The sequence below is a fragment of the Flavobacterium daemonense genome (assembly GCF_007341385.1).
GTDB classification, from domain to species: Bacteria; Bacteroidota; Bacteroidia; order Flavobacteriales; family Flavobacteriaceae; genus Flavobacterium; species Flavobacterium daemonense.
The window spans coordinates 147,726-164,569 of record NZ_VJYD01000011.1 but is presented as its reverse complement, the minus strand read 5'-3'; the positions used below and the strand labels follow the sequence as shown (position 1 = coordinate 164,569).

The following is a 16,844-nucleotide window of genomic DNA, read 5'->3' as shown; positions in this document are numbered from 1 at the left end:
GTCGTCCTTAAAAAAGAAATCGGCGAAAACCTGTTTAATCCGTTCAATCCGTGGACCAAAATTTTCTCATCCCAAAAATAACGCTTTTATAAAACAAAAAAGACATTAACTCTGCATTAACCTACAATTAACCTTCATGGTCTTTTTTTAGAGCCACTTTTGCATTTTCTCAAATTAAAATAATTCAAAATTTGTTTTATATGCCTCTAAAAATTATCATCGTAATTATGCTTTTTTTGTTTTCTCTTTTTGGAATTGCCCAAAACAAAACACCAAAAGATTCTATTTCAAATCAATTAAATGAAATCGTAATAACTCAAAGCAAAAAGACTTTTACAAACTCAAATGGAAACATAAAAGTTGATGTTGCGAATTCAATTTACAGTTCAATTCCAAATCCAATTGAGTTGCTTGCAAAACTGCCGACAGTGCAAGTCAGTGCAGATCGTGAAAGTATTTCGATTGTTGGAAAGGGAAGTCCAATTGTGTATATCGACAATCAAAAGGCCAGTATAAACGATTTGAATGCTTTGGCTGTCGCCGATATTAAAACCATTGAAATTATTCAAAATCCATCTTCAAAATACGAAGCCGAAGGTCGTGTAGTGGCTTTAATCACTCGAAAATTAGGCAAAAAAGACAGTTTTAGGACTGAAATTTCTGAAACAGCTTCTTTTAAAAAGAACTTTAATAATTACTTGGGATTTAATTCCAGCTTCAAAAAGAATAGGGTGGAGTGGAAAGCTAATTTTAACTACAATCGTTTGAACCCTTGGGAAAATCATAGTATTGATTATCAGATTCAAAATGCAAATATTGCTTCTATTTATGATGTTTTGGCCAACACAAAAAGAAAACAATTTGTTTTTGGAGGCGGTCTGTTTTTCAAAATCAGCGATGATGATTATTTTTCATTTAATGTAAGCAGTAAATTGCAAACAGATACTTTTCCGATCAATACGATTACAGATAATAAAAACAAACAAGAAGAAAATCATGTTGTAACGTATAGCGATAATGATGGACAAAAGAATTTTGTAAACTCATTTTTGAACTATTCCAAGAAAATAAAAGCTATTGATACGCAGGTTTTTACGGGATTTCAATATTCTAATTTTGATCAGAAATCGTGGAGTCAGGTGCAAGATAATTTTAATGATACGCATTTTGATTTGACACAAATTCGGGATCAAAACTTTAAAGTTAATGTGTTTTCAGGAAGAATGGATTTGAATAAAAAATTCAAAAACGATATGAAACTAGAAGCAGGCGGACAATATTCGACTGCGAATTCAAAGTCGGATATTTCTATTTATAATGCTAAAACAGACGCTTATGAAATAAGTCAGTATGATTTTAGAGAACAGAATTTAGCGGGATACAGTCAGTTTTCAGGAAAAATCAAAAAGATAGATTTTTCAGTCGGAATTCGATTTGAAAATACAATTGCGCTAGGAAAATTCAAATCGGATTCATTGCCTTTAATTGATAAAAATTATACGAACTTCTTTCCAAAAGCACAATTCACATTCACGATCGATAGTACAAAAAGTATTACTTTAAATTATGCAAAAAGCATAACAAGGCCAAATTACTCTTCTTTAAGTCAAGGCGCAACGTACATTAATCCGTACTTTTTGTATTCGAGAAATGTTTTTCTTGATCCAACAATTATGAATGAAATTTCGACCTCTTTTCAATATCGTGATAAATCAGTTATACTTAGTTATTATATGGCAAAAGATCCTGTTTACAGCAGTTTTTTGTTTGATGCTCAAAATAATATAATGACTTTTAAGGACATAAATTTTGAGAAATCATCAGGATTTTCGGTTGATTTTACATTGCCGTTTTCTTATAAATTTTGGACAATGACCACTTCGCTGCTTTTTATTTTAGAAAAAGTTGAAGATCAATCTGCCGTTTTTCTGGCTTCAAAACCCTATTTGTATTATACTTCAAATAACGAATTCAAGCTTCCAAAAGCGTATTCCTTTGTCTTGAATTTTTGGGGTTTAACTACGCAATACAACGGCATTTTTGAACGAACTCCAAGATTTGTTATGGATATGGGAGTATCAAAAACCTTTCATAAAAACTGGAATTGCACTTTGAGCTGGAACAATGTTTTTAAAAATGTAATTGAAAAAGAAGAATTTACGATTAATAATGTTAGTTCAAAAGCAAGATATGTGGTTGATGCTCATGAAGTTTTGATCGCTATTAAATATTCCTTCGGAAAAATAAAAGAAAGCCAATTCAAGGAGAAAAATATTGATGAAAATTCGAATAGAATTAGATAGAAAAGAAAGGTTTTTCCAAAGGGAAAATCTTTTTATTGTAGGAAAATTGTCAAAGTATTGTCATTTCGACTGAAAGGAGAAATCACACCAGTAATTCGACATGCAAAATCGCCAATCTTTGTCGACATTCTAGTGCGATTTCTCCTTTCAGTCGAAATGACAATACTTTGGGAAAATTTTTTATTTCAAAGAAGAATACAATTACCCTTCATCTTCTTCAGTAATTTTTATTGGAGAATCTCCAGGAAGTTCCTCATCGTCGTCAGTTGAATTTAATTCAAAGAAACTGAAATAAGAACCTCCGTAACTTTTCTGAAAAGAAAAATTACTTAAATGATCGAGTTTTGTGTATTTAGAATGTTCGATAATCATCATTCCGTCTTCGTGAAGCAAATCTTTTTCAAAAACAGTTAAGACTATTTTTTCAAAAGTTTCTTGATCCAAACCATATGGCGGATCGGCAAAAACAATGTCGTATGAAGTTTTGCAGTTTTCCAAAAATTTAAAAACATCACTTTTAGTTGCTGCAATATCAAAATCATATTCTGATGAAACCTGCTTGATGAATTTCACGCATCCAAAATCCCCATCAACAGATGTGATTGGTGCGCTTCCACGTGAAGCGAATTCATAACTGATGTTTCCGGTTCCTGAAAATAAATCTAAAACCTTTAAACTGTCAAAACTAAAATGATTGTTTAAAACATTAAATAATGCTTCTTTGCTCATATCAGTTGTGGGTCTAACAGGAAGGTTTTTTGGTGGAAAAATTCGGCGGCCTTTGTGTTTTCCTGAAATGATTCTCATGATTGAAATAAGATATAATGTTTTTGATTTTCTGTTAAAGAGAAGCTGTTTTTTTGCTGTAAAGTGCTTACATCCATGAAGGATATATTACGAATGTATTTATACGCAATGGCATAAAAAGGATCGTTCTGGTCTATTGTGCCCAATAATTCGAGTGGAAAAATCTCCGGATTCAAGTTCGATTGTTCGGCAGTAAATAGTAGGTAATATATGAAATCTTCAGGGGTCTGATATTCGAAAGAATTGAAAAAAAGCAATTTTTGATTCTGAACCACAATTACTTCAAATTGGCCAGGATTAAAATTGACAACCATTTTCTTTTCGTCGTTGTTTCTTGAATTGTCTAGAATTTTTTCGACCAAAATACTGTTCGCATGTTTGTAGTCAAAAGATCCCACATTATCAATCAAAAAATTATTGATATTCACATACGGAATATAAACTGAATTCATTTGATAATTCGGAATTTCATCAAAGGTAAAAAAATCGGTTGCAAAAACTTTTGTATTGTACTGCAAATAACTTCCAAGGTATTCTTCGTCAAATAAAGCTGTTGGAACAAAAGTCGAAAGGTTATTGGTGTGAATAACCATTACTTCGTCATAAGTATCTTTTAAGTCAGGATTGTTTTTAAAAGCTTCGGTGAAAAGATCCTCAATTTTAGAATTTCTGTTTGAAGTATCAAACTTAATTTCTTTGTAAGAAGTGATGATGTTATTTAACGTATCGAAACAGCAAAATGAAAATCCTGTCAGGGAAACCTGAATAGAAAGCTTTTTGTAATTTTTGGAAGTAATGTTAGTATTTTGCAATGACATATTTGATTTACAATTCGTTACCTGTTTTTGAATCAAGAAAGAATTTAAGGCGACCACAAACTTACAAATTAAAAAGGAACAATAATAATTGCAATTTCAAAAAACAATTCTAAAGAAAAGTTAGGAAGACGTTATGCTACTATTATTTTTTTTGAAATATATAAATAATTTACGTTTAATGTTAAATTCTACGCAGATGAAACGGAGTCGCTATCGCGAAAACGCTGAAAAAAACGGATTTCGTTCTTAGAATTAAAATCCGTGCTAATCCGTGTCTTCGCCATAGCGAATCCGTTCGATCTGCGTCAATATGTTCAATATCAATTTTTTTTAAATTAACTTATAGCACTTATATGGTTTGAACTATTAAAAGTTGAAATTGCGATTAAAAAAGACGAACTTTGTATGACAATTTTACTCTATGAATTCAACATTGTTTTACAGCGTTTTACAAAAAAGATTCCCTTTTGCACCCACTTATAAACAAGATATATTTTTCCAAAAAATAGCTATTTTTTTGACCGAACCTCAAAACGATACCATTTTTGTATTGAAAGGATATGCCGGAACGGGAAAAACGACTGTGATTTCGACTATAGTAAACAATCTTGGAGAAATTAACAAAAAGTTTGTTTTGCTTGCGCCGACAGGACGTGCGGCAAAAGTGATTTCGAATTATTCGAATACGGCAGCTTTTACGATTCATAAAAAAATATATTTTCCTAAAAAATCATCGGGAGGAGGCGTTGCTTTTACCAAACAAGTTAATAAACATAAAAATACTATTTTCATAGTCGATGAGGCTTCGATGATTTCAGACAGTACGCTTGACAGCGGATCGCTTCTGGATGATTTGATCAATTATGTTTATTCGGGAAATAATTGCAAAATGATTCTTTTAGGAGATACCGCACAGCTTCCTCCAGTAAATTTAGATATTTCTCCCGCGCTTGATATTCAGACTTTAGGCGTTCATTATGATAAAGAAATTGAACATATCGAATTAGATGAAGTAATGCGTCAGGAAGAAAGTTCTGGGATTTTGTTCAATGCAACCGAACTGCGCGAACTCCTAAAAGAGAGTTTTATTACCGAATTCAAATTCAATGTAAAAAAGTTCAAAGACATCGTTCGTTTGACTGATGGTTATGATATTCAGGATGCTATAAATTCTGCTTACAGCAATTATAGTATTGAAGATACGGCTTTTATTGTTCGCTCGAATAAAAGAGCAAACCAGTATAATGAGCAAATCAGGAGCCGAATTTTGTTTAAAGAAAGCGAACTTTCGGTTGGTGATTTTTTAATGGTCGTGAAAAATAATTATTTCTGGCTTAAAGAAACCGATGAAGCCGGATTTATTGCCAATGGTGATATTATCGAAGTTCTGGAAATGTTCGGAATCAAAGAGCTATACGGATTTACATTTGCAAAAGTAAAAATCAGAATGGTCGATTATCCAGATCAGAAACCTTTTGAAACGGTTTTGCTTTTGGATACTATAAAAAGCGAAGCACCATCTTTGACGTATGAAGAATCGAATCGTTTATATGAAGAAGTAATGAAAGATTATGAAGATGAACCGACGAAATACAAGAAGTTCCAAAAGGTAAAAGAAAACGAATACTTCAACGGATTACAAGTAAAATTCTCGTACGCGATCACGTGCCACAAATCACAAGGAGGGCAATGGAATACGGTTTTTATTGAACAGCCATATTTGCCAAACGGAATCGACCGTGATTACATAAGATGGCTTTACACGGCTATGACGCGTGCCAAAAATAAGTTATATTTGATAGGATTTAAAGATGAAAGTTTTGAGGAATAAAACACTGATGTCACGAATTAGCACGAATTTTTTAAATAAAGATTAGTGTAAATCTGTGTAATTCGTGTTTAAAATATTTTACAATGACAACACTAAACGACTTACATTCGATTTCATCGACGTTTTCGAATACAGATAAAATGCCTGTTCTGTTTTTAGGACACGGCAGCCCAATGAACGCAATTGAAGAAAATCAGTTTGTGGCTGGTTTTCGCGAATTGGCTAAAACATTGCCACAGCCAAATGCTATTTTATGTATTTCAGCGCATTGGTTTACAAAAGGAACAAAAGTTACTGCGATGGAAATGCCAAGAACGATTCATGATTTTGGAGGTTTTCCGCAAGCACTTTTTGATGTTCAATATCCCGCAAAAGGAAGCCCCGAACTAGCAGTTGAAACCAAGAAAATCTTAGATCCAGTTATGGTCGAATTAGACGAACATTGGGGTCTGGATCACGGCGCATGGAGCGTAATTAAACATTTATATCCAAACGCCGATGTTCCGGTAATTCAGTTGAGTATTGATTACACAAAATCAGGGCAATATCATTTTGAATTGGCTCAGAAACTGCAATCCTTGCGTCGCAAAGGAGTTTTAATTGTTGGAAGCGGAAATATCGTTCACAATTTGCGTTTAGTTGATTTCAGAAATTTTGATAAAGACAACTACGGCTACGATTGGGCAATTGAAGCCAGAGAAACCGTAAATAATTATTTATTAGACGGAAATTTTCAGCCTTTGATTGATTTCGAAAAGATGAACAAAGCAGTTCAAATTGCAATCCCAACTCCAGATCATTATTTGCCTTTGTTGTATACTTTGGGACTAAAAGAAAAATCAGAACAATTGAGTCTGTTTAATGATAAACTTCTTGCTGGCTCCTTGAGTATGACTTCAGTAAAGATTATGTAAAATTTTGCAAATCTCTGCGAAGCCTTTGTGAATCTCTGTGAAATAATTATGACGCAAAGCCACACAAAGATTTACGCAGAGATTCGCTAAAAATTATTTCAATTTATAGGCGTACAAATAACCATCTGCACTTCCAAAATAAACCGTATTGTTATTGACAACTGGCGATGAAACAATCGAGCCTAATTTATAAAATTCATCCATCACTTTTTTGTTATTGTCATAAACATACAAATCGGCATTTTTTGCAGCGTACGCAAAATTTATTACCTCATCTTTTAAGATGGATGTGGCTAATTTCTTTCGGTTTTCGGTACTTACAAAATTGAATTCTTTTCCGTTTGAAAGTAGATTCAATGCAAAAAAGTTGCCTGTAAAATCTCCAAAATAAATTGTATTTCCTGAAATAGCAGGCGAAGAGTAGATATAGCCATTTCCTTTAAAGCGATATTTTTCCTGTCCGGTTTTCACGTCTATTGCCAATAAAGCATAAGTGTCTGAAGTTCCAACATAAATCGTATTATCTTTTATGACAGCCGAACTCAAAATCCAGGAATTCTCAGCATTGTATTTCCAAATTAACTTTCCGGTTTCAGCATCCAAAGCAAATAAAAACGGATCTCTAGCTCCAAAAAATACTTTTCCGTCGGCAATTGCAACAGAAGATTGAATTCCTTTGAAACCGGTTTGTGTTCCCGTTGCAAAACGCCAAATTTCTTTTCCAGTTTCAGCATCTAAAGCATATAAAACTGTATCCCAACCGCCAATATAAATTTTATTTTTGTCGATTACCGGACTTCCGTGAACAGAACCATTAGTTTTGAATTTCCATTTTAGGTTTCCAGTTTTTGCATTGACAGCGTAAATATTTCCGTCACTGCTTCCAAAGATCGTTAAGGCAGATTTTCCATTCGCATAAACTACCGGCGAAGACAAAAAGAAATCCCATAAATCTTCCATGTATTGTGTTTCAGGCTTCATTCCCCACATTCCGTTTTCGCCCAGCCAATGTTCGCCTCCGGTTTTAAATTTCCAAACTTCTTTTCCGTTTTTAGTGTTTATGGCGTAATAATTTCCATCGAAACTTCCGAAATAAATGATGTTTTCAAAAATGCTGAACGAACTATGAATTGCACCATTGGTTTTGAATTTCCAGTTTTCTTTTCCTGATTTTTCATTTATAGAATAAAGAAAACCGTCTTCGCTTCCAATATAAATTGCGCCGTTTTTAGCAATTGGCGAAGAGAATATTTTTCCATTCGTTTTAAATTTCCATTTTAAATCTCCAATTGGCTGATAGCCTTTTCCATCGAAAATTCTGTTTGAAAATGCATTTGTAGTATTTGATTTGTTTTGAGAAAAAGCGTTGGAAGCAAAAATTAAAAAGAAATAGAGCAGGAGAGAAGTAAAGTTTCTTTTCATTTTTTTTTTTTTTTTTTTTTTATAAAAATAAAAAGATTATAACAGATTAAAATGCAATGCTTTAATAAAAATGTTATAAATATATTTCAGAAAGCTATCTGCGAATAGTATATTTGTTTTTATATGGAAAAAGGAAGCGAGAACATCAAAGTTTATCAATCATCTAGAAAAGATCAATTTTTAATTTTAATAGTTGTTGGGGTAGTTATAACTTCTTATTTAGTAATGACACAATCCATAATTGGATTTGTTTTTTGGTCTGTATTTTTTTTGCTTTGTGGAGGTTTAGGATTTTTAGCTTCGTCAAATTTGAAAATTACTGTTAATGCAGAGAAGGAACTAGTTACGATTGAAAAAACAAACTTTCGTGGAAATATCGTAGGGATAAAGGAATATCCGTTGAATCGCTATTATTTTGAAAGAAGATCAATGGATATATTTAGGAGAAATCGAAAGAGGGATTGTTTTTCATTTAGAGACATGAGTTACGAGGGGGGTGAACTGTATTATAATAAAGAGTTTTATACAGACGATTATATTGCTGAAGGATTTCCTAAAAAAACGAGACAATTGATAGAAAACGAAATTTTAAAAATACAAGATAAAAAAGGTTTAGTTGTAACGGCTGAATTTAAACGATAAACAATTAAAAATGAAAATAATAGCGGTAATTCCGGCACGATATGCTTCAACACGATTTCCTGCAAAACTAATGCAGGATCTGGGGGGCAAAACAGTAATTTTAAGAACGTATGAAGCGGCAGTTTCAACAAAATTATTTGATGATGTTTTTGTAGTAACCGATTCTGATTTGATTTTTGATGAAATTGTTTCCAACGGTGGAAAAGCAATTATGAGTATCAAAGAACACGAATCTGGAAGCGATAGAATTGCAGAAGCAGTCGCTAATCTTGATGTTGATATTGTGGTAAATGTACAAGGCGATGAACCTTTTACAGAAGCCGGACCTCTTGAGCAGGTTATATCTGTTTTTAAAAATGATCCTGACAAAAAAGTTGATCTTGCTTCGTTAATGCGTGAAATCACAAATGAAGACGAAATAAATAACCCAAATAATGTAAAAGTTGTGGTTGATCAATCACAATTTGCATTGTATTTTTCGAGATCTGTAATTCCGTATCCAAGAGAGAAAAATGTTGGGGTGAGATATTTTCAGCACATCGGGATTTATGCTTTTAGAAAACAGGCTTTATTAGACTTTTACAGCCTTCCAATGAAATCTTTGGAAGCTTCTGAGAAGTTAGAGCAATTACGTTATTTAGAATTCGGAAAACGTATTAAAATGGTTGAGACGACGCATGTAGGAATTGGAATTGATACGGCTGAGGATTTAGAGAAGGCGAGGGCTATTTTGGGTAGTAGATAAATTAAAAACATGAAGATAATATTTATTTTTTTATTATGTATTTTAACTTCTGCCGTGTTTTCGCAAGAAAAAAAATGCTCTGATTTTAAAGTTGGAACTTTTTCATATAATAATCTAGCTTTGAAAAGATATAAAGTGGTTAGGAAAAAGACAGTCCAGATTGAAACGGATACTATAACAGGATTAGTATTAGAAGGATCGATAAAGTGGAAATCGGACTGCAATTATGTCCTTACATATACTAAAGTTAGTAATATGGCACTCAAAAAACTGCTGGGACAAAAAATTAATGTTGAGATAATAAATGTTTTTGGTAATGTTATTCTTTGTAGGTCTGAGGGTTTTGGTGTTAAAAGGGACTTACAAATGACAAAAATAAAGAACTAATTATCTTTTTAGTTTCATTTGAAAATGAGTGCACTAGCCCCGATAGAAGTGAAAATCCTTTTGTGCCGGGGTTCGGCAGAAAAGATTGTAACGGATAGCGGGAAATAGCTCTTAAAAATGTTGCTTATAATTTTAAAATCAACACAATCTTGTCATTTCGACGAAGGAGAAATCTTCGCAAGTAGCTCGACAAAGATTGGAAATTTACTTTGCAGAGTTTCTTGCGAAGATTTCTCCTTCGTCGAAATGACAAACTGTATGGTCGTGTGGTCTATAAAAAAAAGCTCCAAAATTTTTTGGAGCTTTTTTTTTATCTAAAACATTCTAAATCCTTAGTACAAACTAGGAAATTTAGAAGGATTAACTTCATTCATCATGCTATATACTTTCTCGAAAATATCTTCGGCAGAAGGTTTTGAGAAATAATCACCATCAGTTCCATACGCTGGTCTGTGGGCTTTTGCAGCAAGCGTTTGTGGTTTGCTGTCAAGATATTTGTAAGCGTCTTGTTCTTCTAAAATCTGTTGTAGAATGTAAGCCGAAGCACCGCCAGGAACATCCTCGTCGATTACTAAAAGACGATTCGTTTTTGCGATACTTTTTACAATATCTTTATTAACGTCAAACGGAAGCAACGATTGAATATCAATAACTTCACAATCAATTCCTAAATCTAGTAATTCAGTTGCAGCTTGTTGAACTAGTCTTAAAGTTGACCCGTAAGAAACTAAAGTAATATCTGAACCTTCTTTCATGGTTTCAACCACACCAATTGGCGTTTTGAATTCACCAAAATTCAAAGGCGCTTTTTCTTTCAAGCGGTAACCATTCAGACATTCGATTACTAAAGCTGGTTCGTCGCACTCTAAAAGCGTGTTATAGAATCCTGCTGCTTGCGTCATATTTCTCGGAACCAAAACATGAATACCGCGAATCGCATTGATAATCATTCCCATTGGAGAACCAGAGTGCCAAATGCCTTCTAAACGGTGTCCACGCGTTCTGATGATTAATGGCGCTTTTTGTTTTCCTACAGTTCTATATTGCAAAGTAGCCAAATCATCACTCATGATCTGGATGGCGTATAATAAATAATCTAAATACTGAATCTCAGCAATTGGACGCAGACCTCTCAAAGCCATTCCAATTCCTTGTCCGATAATTGTAGCTTCACGAATTCCAACATCGGCAACACGAAGTTCGCCATATTTTTCCTGCATGCCTTCTAAACCTTGGTTTACGTCGCCAATGTTTCCAACATCTTCACCAAAAATTAAAGTTTCTGGATATTTTGCAAATAAAGCATCGAAGTTGTCACGCAAAAGCATTCTTCCGTCAATGTCAGCTTTAGCATTTTCGCCATATTCAGGAAGCACTTTTTGAACAGAGAAAACATTTTTATCGGAATCAGAATATAAATTACTGCTGAATTTTTCCTGAGTTTCGTTCAAAAATCTAGTAATCCAAGCTCTTAAAATCACTTTGCTGTTTGGAACTTCAATAAAACGAAGAATCTTTCTAGCATAAACCAGCAATTCTTTTTTAAGTGGCGCTTTAATTGCACTTAATTCCGAAATTAATTTTTTAATTCTGTCTTTGTGGTTAATGCTTGCTTCTGCAATTTGTTCCAACAAAGCCAAAAGATTTTTTTGTTCGTCAATAATTGGATTGATGAACGAATTCCAAGCATCTTTTTTAGCTTCAAGAACTTCTTTTTTCAATTGAAAATCAATTTCTGCAAGTTCTTCCGGCGATGCGATATTGATGGCAATCATCCATAAACGCATTTGGCGAATACAGTCAAAATCTCTTTCCCAAGCCAGTCTTTCTGCATTTTTATAACGTTCGTGTGAACCAGAAGTAGAATGTCCTTGAGGTTGTGTCAATTCATTTACGTGAATTAAAACCGGAATATGTTCTTCGCGTGCGATTTGTCCAGCTCTTTCATAAGTTGAAACCAGTTCAGCATAATCCCAGCCTTTCACTCTAAAAATATCATAACCTTTAGAATCTTCATCGCGCTGATATCCTTTTAGGATTTCAGAAATATTTTCTTTTGTAGTTTGATGTTTGGCGTGAACCGAAATTCCGTATTCATCATCCCAAACGCTCATTACCATTGGAACTTGTAAAACTCCAGCGGCATTTATAGTTTCAAAAAACAAGCCTTCAGATGTACTTGCGTTTCCTATCGTTCCCCACGCAACTTCATTTCCGTTTACAGTAAATTTATCTTTGATGGTAATTCCGTCAACATTTCTATAAATTTTTGATGCCTGCGCTAATCCCAATAATCTTGGCATTTGTCCGGCTGTAGGCGATATGTCTGAACTTGAATTTTTTTGTTTTGTTAAGTCTTTCCACGAACCGTCTTCGTTTAAACTGTGCGTTACAAAGTGCCCGCCCATTTGTCTTCCGGCAGACATTGGATCAAAATCCAAATCGGTGTGACCGTATAAACCAGCGAAAAATTGTTTTGGAGTCAGCTCGCCAATTGCCATCATAAAAGTTTGATCGCGGTAGTAGCCAGAACGAAAATCACCGTTTTTAAACGCTTTTGCCATGGCAAGCTGCGGTACTTCTTTTCCGTCTCCAAATATTCCAAATTTGGCCTTTCCTGTTAATACTTCTTTACGACCTAAAAGACTACATTCACGGCTAGTTACTGCAATTTTGTAGTCGTTCAATACCTCAGTTTTGAAATCTTCAAATGTCAAAGTAGTATTGTTTTTTTCTTTTATCATAATCTTTAGTGGTCATGTTTAGACTGCGAAATTACTTAAAAACAATCAATAATCATAATTCTTTAAAATAAATATAATTTAATTATTTGTATTTAAAATCAACAAACTACGTATTTTATTTATGTAATTTTCAGTAAAAAATGAATTTATGTGATAATAATATAACTTTTTGTTTAAAATTTATTTGATTAGAACCATTTTCGAGTAAAAAGATTGACTAATGTTTTTGGCGAAAATGTGATAACAAATCGTATTTTTTCATTGTATTTGCTTTGCGTAATTTCCCATCCATTATTTGAATAGACTGGAAAATAGAGCTCAAAATAATCTGGAACCAAATTTAACCGAATACCGCTATCATAAGCAAAGAATTCTGATTGATGCTTGTTTTTCAAAAATCCAATATCACCATAAACTTCAACCCAATTCCAGACAGCATAACTTGCATTCAAAGTTGTCATCCATTGATTTGCGTACGAAGGTTCTAATTGTGATTTAAAACCTCCTTCGGCAATTACGTATTGTTGACTGAAAAATCCAGTGGATTCTGATCTTCCAAAAAGATTGTAATCAAATAAATAATCCGTTGGTCGGTCTAAACCAAAACTGAAATAATCTGAATTTGTTGTGTTGTAAAGGAAAGTTCCGGCGTATAATCGTAAATTTAATTTGTGATTGTTTTCAAATAAACGTCGGTATTCAACTTCTCCCGAAAGTTTTCCAAAGTCTCCCGAAAACTGGATATCATTCATATAACTAAAATGATTGATCAACTCGGTTTTTGTGTTCGAATAACGCGCATTGAAAATCGAATAGTTTGGTTTTGAGTTATCTGTAATGTAAGTACTTGCTTCACGATTTACGATAACTTGTCGAAACATGATTAGCTGTTTTCTATTGTCTCTAAAATTTTCTTCACGAATACGAAGCTGCACCATCGGATTTAACCTCAAATAAGCGGCATCTGGCGCGTAGTGAAAATAATTTTGGCTGATTGAATATCGAACATTATACAAAGTGCTATGACGGTAATACTGGTTCCAAGAAAACGCCGAAGACCCAGAAATCGTCTGTGCCTTGATCGAATAAGCCGGATTAACATCAAATGTAAACGGTTTGTCTAATATCGTTTTGTTGTGAAAACGAATTCCCGGCGTAAAACCATCATAATAGTTATACGTTAAAGTTGGAATGTACAAAATCTGGTTGTAATAAGGATCTTCGAGATCTTTGGCAAAATTAAATTTGATAGGACGATTGGTAATCGCAATACTTTTTAAGGATTTCCAATTGTTGCGCTGATTGTATTCTGGAACTTCATTATCATAATTCAATACTAATTTATCCGCATTTTTTCTGCTAAATTCATAAACCGAATCGTTTGTTTTTGGTTCAATCCATTCTTTAAAAACAACTTCATTTTTTTTCATTCCATAAACCGGAATTGGCGCATAAACTCCCGTAATGTTTTTAATCGAAAACTGAACGCTGTCTTTAGTTCTTGAAACATCACTAAATTTATAATCGATAATATCTCGCGATTCGATAATAGTTCTAAAAAACCAGTCTATATTTTTTGTGCTGTTTTTGGTCAGTATTTTTTCAAAATCGTATCGATTTGTTTGCTCTGTTTTATTCAAAGCATAAAATTCCTGAACACTTTCGGGTACAATATTATGATCCAAATAATCATCTAAATAACTCAAACTTAAACCCGCGCGGTATTTGCTGGCAATTTGTTCGTTGAATTTTATCAGCGTATTTTTTGGATCGCCAAGTGGCTGATCTAGATTTTTTCGCGCCATCAGCATATAATAATAGCTGTATTGCTCGTTAAAAGTCAGGTTGGTGATGTTGTAGCTTTTAAAAAGTTTCATGTCCGAAAGCCTACCAAGCATTTTTTGATCTAAATGATTTTCCTCCATGTATTTCATCATAGCATAAATCTGAATGCCGTCATAAACCCAATTGTCTTTTCTTGGATTTAAGCGGAGGCTGTTTTTTAGATAATTGTTCAGATAGGTTTTCAAAAACGTAATTTCGAATATAAATTCATCTGAAAACGGACTAATAAATGACGGCAATTGATTGAGTCCGTAAAAAGGATTTCGATCATAATCAGCCTGAGAAACAATGATTTTCTCATGCGGATATTTCCCAATAAATTCATTTGCAAAAGAAGCAACTCGGTTAATGACAATCGCTCGTTGAATTTCATTGAGTTTTTTTATCTTTAAATCGGAGAGAACTTCTAGATAACCATTTGTGTAACTCCTGAAGCTGTTTTGTTTTTCAATAATCAAACTAAAATCAGTTCTTTCATTTCCAGAAAAAACGTAAGAAGTGTAGGCGGAGTTTGAAATGTCTTTCGAAACCGAATTCAAATCGGTATTAATAGCATAATTTGTAGGAAGTTTGATTTCAAGCTGATAATCAACCACGGCGTTTGCAATATCATCAAGATTGAAATTATTGTTTTTTACAAAACGATGATTTTCAAAACGCGCGGGACTCAAAAACCAGTTTTTCAAATTCATGCCGCCATTTTGATCAAAACCATAATGGGTAAATTTTGCACTCGGAATTTTAGCGATATAAGTAAGATGCAGATCTATTTTTTCGCCCGGACGCAACTTTCTATTTAATTTTACAACAACAAAATCTGGGTTTTTCTCGGTTCTTTCCCATTCCAATGCCATATTATCAGAATCGGTCAAACTTAAAATTGTTGTATTCCCTCTTTCTTCGGGCTTTGCAACATGAAAACCTCTGTAAAATTCATCCGAAAAACGCCTTGCCAAAGGAGTGTTTTTATCCGAAAAAGCATTGTTCCAATCATTCAAAACAATCGAAATCAACGAATCATTTGACGTATTGTAAAACGTAATATCCTGTCTGATGTTGAGTGTTTTTAAGTCAAGATTTACCGCCACTTCCATCTTAGATTGATGTTGTGCATATTGTTTTATCGAACTTAATAAAACAACAAGAAGGATAATAATTTTAAAAAGTGATTTCAAAAATTGGCTTAAAAATTACTGATATACCTTTAGATACGAGCATAAAAATGTTTCGGTTTTATGTAAAAATAGCATAAAAAAAGCTGTTATAAAAACAGCTTTAACATTTAAACCATATAAGCAATATAAGTACATTTAATTTTACAGATATAAAGCCAATACTGCTATGAACTTATATAACTTATATGGTGATTTTTTTTTTTTTTTAGAAATTCGGACTCAAATCGTATTTCTTATAGAATTTATCTAGAACATCAACTACTTCATCTTCAGTGTCAACGATTTTAAATAAGTTTAAATCTTCAGGACTTACAGTGTGCATTTTTTCAACCAAAACCGTTTTAACCCATTCAATTAATCCTGACCAGAATTCAACTCCAACTAAAATAATTGGGAATTTTCCAATTTTCTTAGTCTGAATCAATGTTATTGCTTCAAACATTTCGTCCAAAGTTCCAAAACCGCCCGGCATAACCACAAAACCTTGCGAATATTTAACGAACATAACTTTTCTTACAAAGAAATAATCGAAATTCAAGTTTTTATCATGGTCGATATAAGGATTAAAATGCTGTTCAAAAGGAAGTTCGATGTTTAAACCAACCGAAGTTCCGCCACCTAAATGTGCGCCTTTATTACCAGCTTCCATAATTCCTGGGCCACCGCCCGTAATCACGCCATAACCAGCTTTACTGATTTTAAAAGCAATTTTTTCTGCCAATTGGTAGTATTTATCATCTGGTTTTGTTCTCGCCGATCCAAAAATCGAAACGCAAGGACCAATACGTCCCATACTTTCATAACCATTCACAAACTCCGACATGATTTTAAAAATCGCCCAGCTGTCATTTGTTCTTATTTCATTCCAAGTTTTTTGTTTTAAACTATCTTGGATTACTTTATCTTCATCATTATCAAAATCTTCTAATCTCATTTTAGGTATTTTAATTTATTATTTTTATTTAAAGCTGTCATTTTTTATAGTTAGAAGAAGGAGCTGATTCCTGCTGTCCGCTATATCTTTTGTGGTGAACCCCACCACAAAAGGATGCCGCTCCCATCAGGGCTAGGGCAATCAGTTTCAATTAAACAATTGGCCTAACTGAAGCATTTTTCTTTAAATTTTAAAAAAGAGCGGATGCTAAATTAACACTTTTTATTAGAATTGTTACAAAAAGGAGGCTTTATAATCTAAATCCGGTATTGTAAAA

The 16,844-nt window shown here is 33.3% G+C and carries 12 protein-coding genes; 6 read left to right on the top strand and 6 right to left on the bottom strand.

The window, feature by feature from the left end; genetic code table 11:
• Positions 1-200: 200 nt before the first annotated feature.
• Positions 201-2,303, top strand: coding sequence for an outer membrane beta-barrel family protein (locus tag FND99_RS14795; RefSeq protein WP_144338719.1), 2,103 nt, complete (start codon positions 201-203; stop codon positions 2,301-2,303).
• A gap of 201 nt (positions 2,304-2,504) precedes the next feature.
• Here the strand turns inward: FND99_RS14795 and FND99_RS14790 are convergent, their stop codons facing one another.
• Together FND99_RS14790 and FND99_RS14785 are read right to left on the bottom strand one after the other, a co-directional pair.
• Complete coding sequence (locus FND99_RS14790; RefSeq protein WP_144338718.1) at positions 2,505-3,110, bottom strand: RsmD family RNA methyltransferase; 606 nt, start codon at positions 3,108-3,110, stop codon at positions 2,505-2,507.
• On the bottom strand, positions 3,107-3,928 hold the full coding sequence (locus FND99_RS14785; protein ID WP_144338717.1) for a DUF3822 family protein: 822 nt from the start codon (positions 3,926-3,928) through the stop codon (positions 3,107-3,109). Before FND99_RS14785 ends, FND99_RS14790 begins: the two co-directional genes overlap by 4 nt.
• Before the next feature lie 421 nt (positions 3,929-4,349).
• Here FND99_RS14785 and FND99_RS14780 point away from each other — a divergent pair, with 421 nt between their 5' ends.
• Positions 4,350-5,759, top strand: coding sequence for an ATP-dependent DNA helicase (locus FND99_RS14780; protein WP_144338716.1), 1,410 nt, complete (start codon positions 4,350-4,352; stop codon positions 5,757-5,759).
• 83 nt (positions 5,760-5,842) lie between these two features.
• Positions 5,843-6,673 carry a 4,5-DOPA-extradiol-dioxygenase gene (gene ygiD / locus FND99_RS14775; protein WP_144338715.1) on the top strand — a complete coding sequence of 277 codons (831 nt, stop codon included), beginning with the start codon at positions 5,843-5,845 and terminating at the stop codon, positions 6,671-6,673.
• Between the two features lie 93 nt (positions 6,674-6,766).
• On the opposite strand, the gene FND99_RS14770 is transcribed toward ygiD, so the two are convergent.
• Positions 6,767-8,095, bottom strand: coding sequence for a PQQ-binding-like beta-propeller repeat protein (locus FND99_RS14770; protein ID WP_144338714.1), 1,329 nt, complete (start codon positions 8,093-8,095; stop codon positions 6,767-6,769).
• Between the two features lie 123 nt (positions 8,096-8,218).
• Between FND99_RS14770 and FND99_RS14765 the strand changes: the two genes are divergently transcribed.
• From FND99_RS14765 to FND99_RS14755, 3 genes are read left to right on the top strand one after another with little or no spacing between them, the layout of a single operon-like run.
• Positions 8,219-8,737, top strand: coding sequence for a hypothetical protein (locus FND99_RS14765; protein ID WP_144338713.1), 519 nt, complete (start codon positions 8,219-8,221; stop codon positions 8,735-8,737).
• A 10-nt stretch (positions 8,738-8,747) separates the two neighbouring features.
• Positions 8,748-9,482 carry a 3-deoxy-manno-octulosonate cytidylyltransferase gene (kdsB, locus tag FND99_RS14760; RefSeq protein ID WP_144338712.1) on the top strand — a complete coding sequence of 245 codons (735 nt, stop codon included), beginning with the start codon at positions 8,748-8,750 and terminating at the stop codon, positions 9,480-9,482.
• Positions 9,483-9,491: 9 nt separating this feature from the next.
• The gene (locus FND99_RS14755; protein WP_144338711.1) at positions 9,492-9,869 is read left to right on the top strand and encodes a hypothetical protein; all 378 of its coding nucleotides are present in this window, start codon (positions 9,492-9,494) and stop codon (positions 9,867-9,869) included.
• 332 nt (positions 9,870-10,201) lie between these two features.
• Here the strand turns inward: FND99_RS14755 and FND99_RS14750 are convergent, their stop codons facing one another.
• From FND99_RS14750 to FND99_RS14740, 3 genes are all read right to left on the bottom strand, one after another.
• Positions 10,202-12,613 (bottom strand): alpha-ketoacid dehydrogenase subunit alpha/beta, encoded by a 2,412-nt coding sequence (locus FND99_RS14750; RefSeq protein ID WP_144338710.1) that lies wholly within the window; start codon positions 12,611-12,613, stop codon positions 10,202-10,204.
• A 188-nt stretch (positions 12,614-12,801) separates the two neighbouring features.
• Positions 12,802-15,552, bottom strand: coding sequence for a gluzincin family metallopeptidase (locus tag FND99_RS14745; protein ID WP_144338741.1), 2,751 nt, complete (start codon positions 15,550-15,552; stop codon positions 12,802-12,804).
• 286 nt (positions 15,553-15,838) lie between these two features.
• Positions 15,839-16,567 (bottom strand): LOG family protein, encoded by a 729-nt coding sequence (locus FND99_RS14740; protein ID WP_144338709.1) that lies wholly within the window; start codon positions 16,565-16,567, stop codon positions 15,839-15,841.
• Between the last annotated feature and the right edge of the window lie 277 nt (positions 16,568-16,844).

What these genes read in the sequence shown, in the direction of transcription:
- FND99_RS14790 (WP_144338718.1), bottom strand. Translation starts at nt 3,110, where the DNA reads ATGAGAATCATTTCAGGAAAACACAAAGGCCGCCGAATTTTTCCACCA.
- FND99_RS14750 (WP_144338710.1), bottom strand. Translation starts at nt 12,613, where the DNA reads ATGATAAAAGAAAAAAACAATACTACTTTGACATTTGAAGATTTCAAA.
- kdsB (WP_144338712.1), top strand. Translation starts at nt 8,748, where the DNA reads ATGAAAATAATAGCGGTAATTCCGGCACGATATGCTTCAACACGATTT.
- FND99_RS14770 (WP_144338714.1), bottom strand. Translation starts at nt 8,095, where the DNA reads ATGAAAAGAAACTTTACTTCTCTCCTGCTCTATTTCTTTTTAATTTTT.
- FND99_RS14795 (WP_144338719.1), top strand. Translation starts at nt 201, where the DNA reads ATGCCTCTAAAAATTATCATCGTAATTATGCTTTTTTTGTTTTCTCTT.
- FND99_RS14740 (WP_144338709.1), bottom strand. Translation starts at nt 16,567, where the DNA reads ATGAGATTAGAAGATTTTGATAATGATGAAGATAAAGTAATCCAAGAT.
- FND99_RS14745 (WP_144338741.1), bottom strand. Translation starts at nt 15,552, where the DNA reads ATGGAAGTGGCGGTAAATCTTGACTTAAAAACACTCAACATCAGACAG.
- FND99_RS14765 (WP_144338713.1), top strand. Translation starts at nt 8,219, where the DNA reads ATGGAAAAAGGAAGCGAGAACATCAAAGTTTATCAATCATCTAGAAAA.
- FND99_RS14755 (WP_144338711.1), top strand. Translation starts at nt 9,492, where the DNA reads ATGAAGATAATATTTATTTTTTTATTATGTATTTTAACTTCTGCCGTG.
- FND99_RS14785 (WP_144338717.1), bottom strand. Translation starts at nt 3,928, where the DNA reads ATGTCATTGCAAAATACTAACATTACTTCCAAAAATTACAAAAAGCTT.
- FND99_RS14780 (WP_144338716.1), top strand. Translation starts at nt 4,350, where the DNA reads ATGAATTCAACATTGTTTTACAGCGTTTTACAAAAAAGATTCCCTTTT.
- ygiD (WP_144338715.1), top strand. Translation starts at nt 5,843, where the DNA reads ATGACAACACTAAACGACTTACATTCGATTTCATCGACGTTTTCGAAT.